Source organism: Bosea sp. Tri-49, assembly GCF_003952665.1.
Lineage (GTDB): Bacteria > Pseudomonadota > Alphaproteobacteria > Rhizobiales > Beijerinckiaceae > Allobosea.
In genome coordinates this window covers 5,081,218-5,093,042 of record NZ_CP017946.1, presented here as the reverse complement: position 1 = coordinate 5,093,042, position 11,825 = coordinate 5,081,218, and the positions used below count along the sequence as shown (strand labels likewise).

The 11,825-nt window shown below is 62.8% G+C and carries 11 protein-coding genes; 6 read left to right on the top strand and 5 right to left on the bottom strand.

Going from position 1 to position 11,825, the window contains the following annotated elements; genetic code table 11:
- Positions 1-66: 66 nt before the first annotated feature.
- The 4 genes from BLM15_RS24580 to BLM15_RS24565 all read right to left on the bottom strand — a co-directional run bounded on the left by BLM15_RS24580 (position 67) and on the right by BLM15_RS24565 (position 3,441).
- Positions 67-870, bottom strand: coding sequence for a DNA-binding transcriptional regulator (locus BLM15_RS24580; protein ID WP_126115215.1), 804 nt, complete (start codon positions 868-870; stop codon positions 67-69).
- A gap of 83 nt (positions 871-953) precedes the next feature.
- Positions 954-1,937, bottom strand: a complete 984-nt coding sequence (locus BLM15_RS24575; RefSeq protein ID WP_126115214.1) for an NAD(P)H-quinone oxidoreductase — start codon at positions 1,935-1,937, stop codon at positions 954-956.
- On the bottom strand, positions 1,937-2,575 hold the full coding sequence (locus BLM15_RS24570; protein ID WP_126115213.1) for a fumarate hydratase C-terminal domain-containing protein: 639 nt from the start codon (positions 2,573-2,575) through the stop codon (positions 1,937-1,939). The genes BLM15_RS24575 and BLM15_RS24570 overlap by 1 nt, the downstream gene beginning before the upstream one ends.
- On the bottom strand, positions 2,572-3,441 hold the full coding sequence (locus BLM15_RS24565; protein WP_126115212.1) for a fumarate hydratase: 870 nt from the start codon (positions 3,439-3,441) through the stop codon (positions 2,572-2,574). The genes BLM15_RS24570 and BLM15_RS24565 overlap by 4 nt, the downstream gene beginning before the upstream one ends.
- Before the next feature lie 181 nt (positions 3,442-3,622).
- Between BLM15_RS24565 and BLM15_RS24560 the strand changes: the two genes are divergently transcribed.
- A complete protein-coding gene (locus BLM15_RS24560) occupies positions 3,623-5,029 on the top strand; it encodes an aromatic amino acid ammonia-lyase (protein WP_126115211.1) in 1,407 nt (468 codons plus the stop codon).
- 886 nt (positions 5,030-5,915) lie between these two features.
- Positions 5,916-6,884 (top strand): glycosyltransferase, encoded by a 969-nt coding sequence (locus BLM15_RS24555; protein ID WP_236846408.1) that lies wholly within the window; start codon positions 5,916-5,918, stop codon positions 6,882-6,884.
- A 141-nt stretch (positions 6,885-7,025) separates the two neighbouring features.
- Here the strand turns inward: BLM15_RS24555 and BLM15_RS24550 are convergent, their stop codons facing one another.
- Complete coding sequence (locus tag BLM15_RS24550; RefSeq protein WP_126115210.1) at positions 7,026-8,183, bottom strand: class I SAM-dependent methyltransferase; 1,158 nt, start codon at positions 8,181-8,183, stop codon at positions 7,026-7,028.
- A gap of 143 nt (positions 8,184-8,326) precedes the next feature.
- Here BLM15_RS24550 and rffA point away from each other — a divergent pair, with 143 nt between their 5' ends.
- The 4 genes from rffA to BLM15_RS24530 all read left to right on the top strand — a co-directional run bounded on the left by rffA (position 8,327) and on the right by BLM15_RS24530 (position 11,758).
- On the top strand, positions 8,327-9,481 hold the full coding sequence (gene rffA / locus BLM15_RS24545; RefSeq protein ID WP_126115209.1) for a dTDP-4-amino-4,6-dideoxygalactose transaminase: 1,155 nt from the start codon (positions 8,327-8,329) through the stop codon (positions 9,479-9,481).
- Positions 9,482-10,192 carry a WbqC family protein gene (locus BLM15_RS24540; protein WP_126115208.1) on the top strand — a complete coding sequence of 237 codons (711 nt, stop codon included), beginning with the start codon at positions 9,482-9,484 and terminating at the stop codon, positions 10,190-10,192. It begins immediately after the preceding gene.
- A 125-nt stretch (positions 10,193-10,317) separates the two neighbouring features.
- Complete coding sequence (locus BLM15_RS24535; RefSeq protein ID WP_126115207.1) at positions 10,318-11,364, top strand: class I SAM-dependent methyltransferase; 1,047 nt, start codon at positions 10,318-10,320, stop codon at positions 11,362-11,364.
- A gap of 13 nt (positions 11,365-11,377) precedes the next feature.
- Positions 11,378-11,758: a hypothetical protein gene (locus BLM15_RS24530; RefSeq protein ID WP_126115206.1), complete on the top strand. Its 381-nt coding sequence runs from the start codon at positions 11,378-11,380 to the stop codon at positions 11,756-11,758.
- Positions 11,759-11,825 lie beyond the last annotated feature (67 nt).

Genomic DNA, 11,825 nt, shown 5'->3' with positions numbered 1-11,825 from the left:
AGATGTTTTGAAGCTGTTGTCCGGACACTAGGCACGAGCCCGTCACAGGCTCGCGGGAAAGCGCGGCTATTTCTCGCCTTGAAACGCAACGCCCATGGATTGCGACAGTGCCTCGAGCTGCGCCTCGATGTTGGCGGCCGCCTTCTTCAGCGGATGGATGATCCGCGCCTTGTCGTCAGGGTTGGCGACCGCCGCACGGAAGAAGGTCACGCCGAAGGTCGCGAGCACTCGCTCGCCGAGCTTGATCGGCACCGCAATCGTCGCCGAATTCTTCGGCTCGGCGGCCGGGTCGCGCTCGGTATAGCCGCGCCAGCGCGCCTGCGCGATCATGCGCTCGACGTCCTCGTCGGTGAGGCTGCTGTTCTCGGGCTCGGGCGAGGTGCGCATCGCGGCGCGCAGCACCTCGCGTTCCTCGTCAGGACAGAAGGCGAGATAGGCGCGCCCGAGTGCCCGGCCGCCAAGGTTCAGCCGATAGCCCAGCGTCGCATGAAAGGGCGAGATCGGGCTGTCCGGAATCGTCGAGAAGCGGACGACCACGGCGTCATAGTCGAGCAGGCAGACGGCGCAGGGCCATTTGATCTGGCGCGTCAGCGCTGTGGCCCAGGGGCGCGCCGCCTCGATCACCATCGGCGCGCCGTGGAAGCCCGAGCTCAGATGCGCGACCTGCGAGGTCACGAGATAGCCGCGCATGCGCTCGTCGCGCGTGACATAGCCGGCTTCCATCAGGGTCTCGAGCAGGCGCACGATCGTCGGCTTGGGCATGCCGGTACGGCGATGCAGTTCGCCGACGGTCGCGACACTGCAGCGATTGACCTCGGTCAGCAGCCGCAGCGCCTTGAGAACGGACTGAACGGGCGCGAAGGAGAACACTTTGCGATCCGGCTAAGCGAGCACGAACCGCTGTTCTAGATGAGAATTCTCCAAACTCGATAGTTATTCGCGCAACCCGCCGGCTATTCCGGCATGGTCAGGACGACCTTGCCGACCTGGTCGCCCGCATCCATCAGGGCGTGCGCATCCTGGACGTCGCGCCAGTCGAAGCTCGCGCAGATATGACTGCGGATCGCCCCGCTCACCAGTAGCGGCCAGACCTTCTCCACCAGTTTGGCAGCGATCCGCCCCTTATAGGCGGCATCGCGCGGCCGGAGCGTCGAGCCGGTCAGGGTCAACCGCCGGCGGACGATGTTGCGGACATTAACCTCGGCCGTCTGGCCGAGATGGCTGGCGATCAGTACGACGCGGCCATCGGGCGCCAGCAATTGCAGCTGCTTTTCGGTATAGGGGCCGGCCTGCGCGTCGAGAACGACGTCAACCTTCTCCTTGCCGATAACCGCCTCGATCTCCGCCACCCAGTCGGCGCGGTAGTCGACGGCGAGATCGGCGCCGATCTCCAGGCAAACCGCGCGCTTCTCGGCGGTGCCGGCGGTCGCGATCACCCGGGCAGCACCGAGCTGCTTGGCGATCTGGATCGCGGCCATGCCGACGCCGCTGGTACCGCCCTGAACCAACAAGGTCTCGCCCTCGGCCAGCCGGCCGAGCCAGATGACGTTGTTCCAGGCGGTGAAGAACACCTCCGGCAGCGCCGCAGCCTGGGCGAAGGAGAAGCCTGCCGGCAAGGGCATGCATTGCAGCGCCGGCACCGCGCAGAATTCGGCATAGCCGCCGCCATTGGCGAGCGCACAGACGGCATCGCCAACCTTCGGCCAGGCGACATCAGCACCGACAGCCTCGACCACGCCGGAAACGTCGAGGCCGGGCAGGTCGGTCGCGCCGGGCGGTGGCGGGTAGAGGCCGCGCCGCTGCTGGATGTCGGGACGATTCACCCCGGCCGCCCGTACGCGGATCAGCACGTCGCCGGCACCGAGCACTGGAAGGGGCCGCTCGCAGAAGGCCAGGACCTCGGGGCCGCCCGGCTTGGTGATCTCGATCGCTTGCATCAGTTGGTCTCGTTGTCGGTTTCCGTGGGGCGGAGCGAGCGGATGATCTCCGGCATTCGCTCTCGGGCAGACGTCATCAGGCGCTCATAGATCGAGTTGCCATGGGCATCGATCGCGACGATCACCGGCCCGAAGCCGCCGAGCCGAAGCCGGTTCAGGCGGAACTGCATGATCAGGTCGCGCCAGGCGCAATCGGTCACCGCCTCGACACCCTCGCTCAGCAAGGCGGAGGCGCCGCCGACGAAGGAGAAATAAACGCAGCCCACGTCGCGCATCGCGTCGACGCTGCCCTGCGAGAGCCCGCCCTTGCCGCCGGTCGCGGTCAGGCGCAAGCCCCGGATCAGCGTTGGCATCAGATGGTTGAAGCGGCTCGACGTTGTCGGGTTGACGTAGTGAACCGCGCCGGGCCGCCCGTCATCGTCCTCATAGCTCACGCCCATATGGAAGAAGGCGCCGTCGCGCAGCGACAGGGGCAGTTCGCGGCCGGCCTCGATCTCCGCGACCATACGCTTCTGGGTGGGCATGCCGACGGTCGCGACGGCATCGCCATCGAGCAGCACGACATCGCCGACCTTGAGCGCGCGCGCCGCCTCTGGCGTCAGCGGCAGGGTCAGGCGGATGGGAGACGGGCTCGTCATTCGATCCGCTCCACCACGCCGGAATTATAGATCCGCGCCCGGGTCCGCCGGTTGATCCAGCAATTGAACGAGACCGCGACCGGGGTGAAGCCGTGGCCGGAGGCGTATTCGACATGGACGCCGAAGGTCGTGGTCGAGCCGCCGACGCCCATCGGGCCAAAGCCCATCTGGTTGACCGCGCGGGTCAGCCGCTCTTCCATATCGGCGACCATCGGCTCGGGATTGTGCTCACCGAAGGGGCGCAGGGTCGCATCCTTGGAGAGCTTCGCCGCATGGTCGAATGTGCCGCCGATGCCGACGCCGATCACCACGGGCGGACAATGCTGGCCACCGGCGCGCAGCACGATCTCCAGGATGCAGCGCTCGATCTCCTCCAAGCTCGGGCTCACCAGCGTCTCGACCGCGGCCCAGCGCCCGCCGCCGAGCGCCTTGGGGGCGCAGGTGATGTCGAGATAGTCACCTTCGCCGACAAGGTCCCAGGAGACCAGCGGCATGTCCTTGCCGTGAAAACTGCGCTCATTGGTCAGCGGGTTGGTGACGAAGCGCAGCAGCGGCGGCTGGATCGTCCGGGTGAGCTCGGCGAAGCCGTCGACGATCGCCTGGCGGATATCGCCTTCCATCCGCGCGCCGGAGCCGATCTTGATGCTGTAGCTCGGCACGCCGGCATCCGAGCACAGGAACTTGCCGGTGGTCTCGGCCCGCTCGGCGCTATCAAGCATGAAGGCGAGCGTCTGCCGGGCCTGCGGCTCGGTCTCGCTCGCGAGCGCCTTGCGGAATTCGGCCTTCGAGGATTCAGGGATACGGCGCAACGACCAATCATAGAGATTGGCGGTGACTTCCTTGACCAGATCATAGGTGATTGCCATGCGCACCGTCCGTTCGACGGCGTGAAACTAGTCGAATGACAGACGCCGGCTGGGTGCCAACGCAGTGTTTCGCATGATGAAATTGAAGTGACGCTCCGCCCCCTGCCCCGGCTTCCCCTTACTGACAGGATCGGAGGCGCCTGCCGGCGCGCCGGCTGCACAGCGACAGGATGGATCTGCGATGAGCCATGTGGACATCACCGGCTTCGATCTGACGATCGACGAGATCGCCCGCGTCACCAGGCAAAAGACGCCCGTCTCCGTCACGCCGGATGCCGTCGAGCGGATGGAGGCCGCCCGCGTCACCACCAGCGTCGGCGCCAAGACCGGCGTGCCGCTCGCCCCGGAGCGCATCGGCGAGTTCAACCGCCGCCTGCTGCTCACCCATAATGTCGCGCACGGCCCCCTCGCCCCGCATGAAGCCGTCCGGGCGATGATGCTCGTCCTGCTCAATTCGATGGCGAGCGGCCGCCTCGGCGTGCGGCCGCTGCTAGCCGAGCGGCTCAGCGAGGCCCTCAATGCCGACCGACAGATCGACGTCCATATCTGGGGCTCGATGGGCCAGAGCGACATGGCCCCGATCACCGATCTTGCACTGGCGCTCTACGGCGATATCGAGCTTCAGGCCGGCGAGGCGCTGGCGATGCTCAATTCCAGTGCGCTCGCGCTCGGCATCGCGGCGCTCGCCATGGCTGATCTGCAGCGTAGCCTCGACCTCTGGAGCCTGATCGCCGCGCTGAGCATGGAGGGCTTCGCCGCCAACCCGTCGATCGTCTCGGAGGCCGCCTTGCGCTCGCGCCCCTTCGCCGGGCTGGAGCGGCATGGAAGCCGGATCAGGCGCTATCTCGACGGCAGTTATATCCTGGCCAAGGGCGGCCCGCGCCACCTCCAGGACCCGCTGAGCTTCCGCTCGCTGCCATTGCTGCACGGCACGGCGGCCGACAGCCTGGATTTCGCATGGCGCCAGGTCGAGACCGAGTTCCGCTCCAGCCAGAACAATCCGATCGTCTCGCTGGAGGATCGCTCACTTGTCTCGGTCGCCAATTTCGACACCGTCTCGCTGTCGATGGCGCTCGATATCGCCCGGCTCGCCTTCGCGCCGGTCGTCACCGGTTCGGCCGAGCGGGTCGCCAAGCTGGTCGATTCGTTCTGGTCCGGGTTGACCGTCGGCCTGATCGAGGAAGACGGCGTCGGCCTGCCCGGCTTCAACGGCCTTGCCCAGTTCCACAAGGCGATCACCTCGGAGGCGCGGCTGGCAACCGCCCCGGTCGTTCAGGAATTGGCGAGCTCGAGCCACTCCAACGGCAATCTCGACCGCGCCGGCATGGCGGGGCTGGCGGCGAGGAAGACGGCGGAGGTCGCAAGCCTGTGCCGCTCGATCGCGACAATCGAGCTGCTCGTCGCCGCTCAGGCCGTCGATATCAGGAAGGCCACCCCACTTGGCGTGACCACAAGCAAGCTCCACGAGTTGGTTCGTGAGGTGATCCCGTTCGCCGCAGCGGGCGATAGCGTTCCCCATCTCGATCCGCTGCTGCTGCACATCGAGGGGCGCAACAGCGACGTCCAGCGCATGATCGAGCTTGCTTGACCCGTCCCGAGTTTGCTCGAAATCAGTCTGTTCCGCCTCGCTCCTGCAGCTTCATTGCTGAACTGACTACCTGCAAGCGGACCCTTTGAAGGTCAGCTGAGGGCCAACTTCTGTCACCGGACACGGATGAAGGAATGTCTCAGATGGGTCGTATGGAGCAAATTCTGCGCAAGCAGGCGACCTGAATGCGATTAGCGATAGAAAGCGCGTACGACGACGCGCGCGAGCGGCGCCGGTCGGGCAAGTGTCTCTGATGGGGCGCCGACCGTTAGTGGCGGCCCCTCTTGCGCTGTGCTGAGTCGTCCGCCTGCCCCCGCAGAAGCTGATCAATCGAATCCCGCAAATTCCTCGGGCCTTCGCCCGGCATCACGAGGCGAGCCCGAACTACAGCTTCGATGCAGATATCAGTAAAGACGATATAAAATCTCTCAGAAGGCAAAAATAACGCGTTCGAATATTGTTATCCGTACACCTAAATCAATAACTTTTGGCACTTCACGCTGCTCATTGCGCTAGACGGGCACAATTGGCAATCAATTGGTGCAGTTTCGGCAAGCGCACTCCGGACTGAATAAGGATCCGACGCTCTAGTGCCTTCATTGCGCTCGCAAGGTGCCATTGAGAGCGCGATAGGCTTTTGAAACCGCGAGGGATGCACCGTTTACTGTTTCGCCAATTCCGACACTCGACGTGCAACTTCAGAAGCAGCCCTATGAATTGAGCTGGCGGGAACTGGGGTTTTAAACTCTGAACGGTTCAGAAAACCTGAAGCCGACCGGCTTCGATGGGCACCGTATCGGACTTCCTCAAATCGGAGGCGCTTGGAGAGTTGACAGCACCGCAACTGACAATGTCATGACGGGTGCGCATCGTGCGAGCCACTCAGATGACCTCGGTTGATATGGACAGGCCCCGGATAAAGCTCTCGATCGTTTCCACCCTCTATCGGTCGGCGGATACGATTGAGCCATTCTATGAACGCTGCATGGCCGCGGCTACCGGTCTCTGCCAGGACATTGAACTGGTGCTGGTCAATGACGGCTCGCCCGATGACAGTCTGGCTCGCGCGCTCGACCTGAAGGACAGGGATTCCCGCGTCATCGTGGTCGATCTGTCTCGCAATTTTGGTCATCACAAGGCGATGATGACCGGGCTGACGGTCGCGTCGGGCGACTACGTCTTCTTGATCGACAGTGACTTGGAGGAGGAGCCCGAACTCCTCACCACCTTTTGGAACCGCTTCCATAAAGGCGACTGCGACGTCGTTTATGGCGTCCAGGAGGCTCGCCGTGGCGGTTGGTTCGAGCGGGTAACGGGAAACACGTTCTTCTGGCTCGTTGACAAGCTGAGTGACCAGAAGCTGCCGCGCAACCTCGTCACCGCACGCCTGATGACGCGCCAATATGTGCGCGAGCTGATCCGCCATCGTGACCGGGAGTTCTTCATCGCACATCTTTGGCTGCTGACGGGCTTTCGTCAGGAACCGCTTACAGTTTCAAAGCTGACTTTGTCGCCGACGTCCTATTCGGTAACGAAGCGGGTCGAGATGCTGGTGAAGTACGTTACGACCACCTCGACCAAACTCCTTTACATGATCCTTTATCTTGGACTGGGGACGGCGGTTTTATCTGGCGCTGCCGTCCTTTACATTGTCGCGCGCTATCTTTGGACGGGCGTAGCAGCCGACGGGTGGGCATCCTTGATCGTCGCGATCTGCTTCTTCGGCGGATTGACGACCCTTATCCTCGGAATCCTTGGAATCTATATTGCGAATATATTTTCGGAGACCAAGCGCCGCCCCTATGCGGTCGTCCGCCGAATCCACCGCGGCCCGGCCGCCGAGTCGCGCCTCTGAAGAGATGCGAGGAACGAACAAACATCACGACTGAACCGCTGCCCGAGGCATCGAAGGCAACAGGCATCGTCGATGTCGCTTCCGCGGCCACACGATGATGAAGGCCTTAGCTGCGCTCGGTAACGGCAGCCATGAGCGCACTTAGAACTGAATGGTATCCGGCATGACAAGGGGCTCGCCGCCGTCTCGCCATATCCGTTCGGCGATGACTGCCTTTACCAGCGGGTTGACCGCCACGACCGTGCGGTAACCGAGAGCATGGTCTTCCGCGACATAGCGCTCGACCCGACCAAGGTCCCAGGCATCAGTTGGATCGTCGACCACAAGCCGCTCGGCGCGCGCCCAGGTACGCGGAGCATAGGCTCGGATGACCGCGGCCATTTGCCCCGCACCAAAGATCTGAACGCGGCCACCGAGAGCGTCGAGCCGATCACACCAAAAGCCATCGAGATCTTGCCAGGCGGCCAGGTATCGGGCTGCATCGTCAGGGTTCGCGGCGGCCGCCGGCTCCTGAGCACCATCTCCTTTCTCCATCACGAAGACCTGGAAACAGGTGAGGTCTTTGTCGAGGGCGAGTGTCTTTGCGACCCGGAGCCCTGCTGCAGCCGCGAACGCGTGAAACGCAGCACGAGATATCGTCCATAGATGATCGAAGAACAGCAGTTCGCAGTTCGCGGGGGTCGCGACCGGGCAGATCACAACTGCCTTCCCGTCTGGGCGAAGTCGCGCGGCAATCGCGCTGAGAAAGCCGGAGGGATCGGGTGTATGTTCGATCGTATTGATCGACACAACCGCATCGAAATCACACCACGCCGGCCCCGTGTGATCCTCGAGCAACCCTCTCGCCAGTGTGACTTTGCCAACGGTTCCCAAGAACTCGTCCGGGAGGGCGGGATCGACGCCCCGGATTTCGTGAGCCGGCAACATTGAGGCTAGGAAGCGGGCAGTCGCACCCGAGCCGCAGCCGAGTTCGAGTAGACGGCCGAGATCGGGCATTCCACCGAGGGCGCCGGCCACCACGTGCGCGTAAGCCTCGCCACGGGCATCGTCGGCGAGGCTCGACTGGCCGGGCAAGACGTAGTTCTCAGTGTAGATCGACGCCACTTCGGCAGATGCGAGCGGCACGCGATGACGAATGAGTCCACAAGCTCGACATCCCACCTTGTCCAATCTGCGCGGCACGATTCGACCATCACTCAGGACGGATCTATCGCCTGACGGGCTCGGAAGAGCGACGGAGTCTTGGCTGCCGCAGGCTGGGCAATCATCCCCGCGGTGGCAATCGATCTGGTCGGCCAAAACAACGTCCTGAGAACAGCGGGACAAGCCCCGTGATACGAGTAGACATAGCCAGCACGGGCTGCCAAAACAACCCGCGAGCCGAGGCTCGCAGGCCTATCTGGGGGCTGGCGAATCGGCTTCCGCGCACTGAGAGCGAGACTGTGAACAACCTTCGAAGCGAGAAGATACCCTTCGGTCGGCCCGCAATCGTCGGGAAAGAACTCGAGTATATCGCTCAGGCTATCCAAAACGGCACTATCGCTGGCGGAGGGCCGTTCATGCGGCGCTGCGAGACGTGGCTGGAGCAGGCTCTGTCCGCCCGCCGCGTGCTGATGACCCACTCCTGCACCGCGGCACTCGAGATGGCAGCGATGTTGTCCGAGGTCGGGCCGGGGGACGAGGTGATCATGCCGTCGTTCACCTTCTCCGCCACGGCGACGGCCTTTGTCCTGCGCGGCGCTACCGTCGTTTTCGTCGATATCGAGCAGGACACTCTCAATATCGATCCGGCCCGCATCGAACCGGCCATCACCGAGCGGACCAAGGTTGTCGTCCCAGTTCACTATGCGGGCCTCGCCTGCGATATGGACGCAATCATGGCCATCGCCCGCCAGCACGATCTGCTGGTGGTGGAAGATGCAGCGCAAGCCCATCTCTCGACGTTCAAGGGCAAGCCCCTCGGAACGATCGGCGACCTCGGTTGCCTGTCCTTCCATGAGACCAAGAATGTCATCTCGGGAGAGGGTGGCGCCCTCATTCTCAACAATGAGCGCTTGCTCGACCGCGCCGAGGTCATTCGCGAAAAGGGCACGGACCGTAGCCGCTTCTTCCGCGGCCAGGTCGACAAATACACCTGGCAGGATATCGGCTCGTCCTATTGCCCGGGCGAGATCGTCAGCGCCTTTCTCATGGCTCAACTCGAACAAGCCGACATCATCTGCGAGCGCCGGCGAGCCATCTATGACCTCTACCGCGAACGCCTGGCGCCTCTGGCGGATGACGGTACCGTGACGCTGCCCCGCGCTACGGGAACCGATGTCAACGGCCATATCTTTTGGCTGCTGCTCGAGTCGGAAGCCGTGCGGGCCGATCTCATCCGGTATCTGCAGGCACGCGACATCAATGCCGTTTTTCACTACGTGCCGCTCCATTCGGCTCCGGCCGGCCGCAAGTACGGACGTGTGTCGGGAGATCTGGCCGTCACCGACCAGGTCAGCAACCGGCTTTTGCGTTTGCCGCTCTACTACACGCTCGACGACGGCGAGGTGGACAGGGTGGTGCGAGCCATCTTTGACTATTTCGGACGCCCCCTCTGAATGAAGCGCGTCGCAATCATTCAATCGGGCTATATCCCGTGGCGAGGTTTCTTCGCCGCCATCGCCCTTTGCGAAACGTTCGTGTTCTTCGATAGCGTCCAGTTCACCCGGCGCGACTGGCGCACGCGCAATGCCATCAAGACGCCCCAGGGCATTCATTGGCTGTCCGTGCCCGTCCAGCAGAAAGGCAACTTCCAAGCGCCGATCGACAGCATCCGCATTGCCGATCCAGGCTGGTGGCAGTCTCATCTGAAGAGCATCGAGCTATCCTACCGCCGCGCGGCCCATTTCCAGGATGCATTTCCGATTGTCCGGGGCCTGTTCGAGTCGGTCGCGGATTTGCCGACGCTGTCGCAGGTCAACCAAGGCATGATCATGGCCCTGTGCAGGGCGCTGCAGATCGAAACGCGCTTCCTCCGTGACGTCGATCTGCTGCCCCGGGAAGCCATGGCGGCAATGCAGCCAACAGAGCGATTGGTGCAGCTTTCGGCCGCCGTAGGTGCCCAGACCTATCTGTCTGGCCCCTCAGCCAAGAGTTATCTGGACGAGGAAGAGTTCAATGCGCTCGGCATGCAGGTAGAGTGGATGGACTATGGCCGGTTCGCGGAGCCATATCCGCAAGTCTGGGGCGATTTTGCGTCAGGCGTTTCAATTATCGACACGCTTCTAAACCTCGGCCTCGATCAGACCCGCGCTATCGTCTCGGCCTGAACCGAGGAATTGCGGCATGGGTCGTGAACAGCCGACCCCTCCCATCTTGCAGGTGGCATAGAGCTCACTTGCGCGCAGCGCGCGGGTTGGTGCATTAGCAACCGCGTCGGCGATTGGGCGCCGCGATGGAAACGCTGGAACAATGTGCAGACTGGAGACCATGGTCGCAACGGGAGAGTTCGACTCTGTCGGTGGGCATATTGCGCGCCATGGCCTGGCCGGTTGCCCGTCAGCATTGGCGCGAATCTCTCTTGATGCCCGACGTTTCGCCAGTGGCTGCTGAGTTCAAGACCTTCTCGGAGGCCATACTCGCCTCTCCGGAAATCGCAGCCGTGGCGCAAGGTTGCGGCCTCGGCCCGGAAGAAGCGACCCAATTGCTCGCGACCTATGCCAATGAGGCCGGCGTCGGGCTCGAACTCGTCGTCCCGTTGCTGCGCCCCGGTATGCGTGTCCTCGAGGTTGGCTGCGGAATCGGGCTTCTCGCTAGTTTTTTGCGCCAATCCGGCGTCGACATCACAGGCCTCGAACCCGGAGCCTCGGGCTTTGGTTTCATGCCCGAAATCGGCTCGGCGATCCTGCGCCACCTGCCTGACACCCTTCGCGCAGAATGGTTAGGTATTGGCGCAGGACAACTCGACCCAGCCAGACACGGGCAATTCGATCTCATCTACTCGACGAACGTACTTGAACATATTCCCGACCTCGCAGGCGCCTTCCGTGGCATGGCTAGTGTCCTGGCACCTGGAGGAACTATGGTTCACCTGTGCCCCAACTACGCGGTGCCATACGAGCCGCATTTCGGCATTCCATTGGTTCCCTTCCTTCCACGTGCCACGGCCTTTCTTTATCGGGAGACCATAAAGAAGCTGCCGGGGATCTGGGAGGAACTGAACTTCATCACGGCATCCCGGGTCAAACGTCTCGCCCGCACCAACCGGCTGTCGATCTCATTCGATCGCGGTGTCCTTGCAGCAGCAATGCGCCGCTTTGATCAGGATCCCCTGTTCAGAGAGCGGCAAGGCGGGTTGGCCGGCAAGGTGCAGTCAACGGCAAGGGCGCTCGGCCTTCTTGGGTTGCTCGAGAAACTGCCGGCGGGGCTCGCCTCGCCAATGATCATGCGTTTGCAACACGATTCAAAAATTGCGGAGCCTAAAGCCGCAAGATCTTCATAAAGGAGGCAGATGAGTGCCCCAGTTGACAGCTCTGCTTCTTTTCGCCTGCAGCCTGATTTCCGTCGCAGGTTCGCAACTCTTGTTCAAGACGCGCATGATGCAGATCGGCGAAATCTCCGGATCGGAAAGTCCAATACTCACCGGACTCTCCCGACTCCTTGTCGACCCGCTCTTCTGGGTGGCCGGGCTGATGGTCGCTGTCGGTGCCGCATGTTGGTACTCGGCCATGATCAAGCTGCCGCTCAGCTTTATGCTGCCCATAGCGAGCTTGATTGCGCCCATGACCGCAATAGGAGCGTATTTTTGGCTTGGCGAAAGCCTTCCGCCTGAAAAGTTGGCGGCGATCGCCTGGATCGCAATCGGCGCTGTATGGCTGGGTTATCTGAGTTCCTGACCTTGCCAGCCAACAAGCGGCTGCTCAGCCGATGGAGCCCATGATGGTTCAGACGACGTCCGGCTTC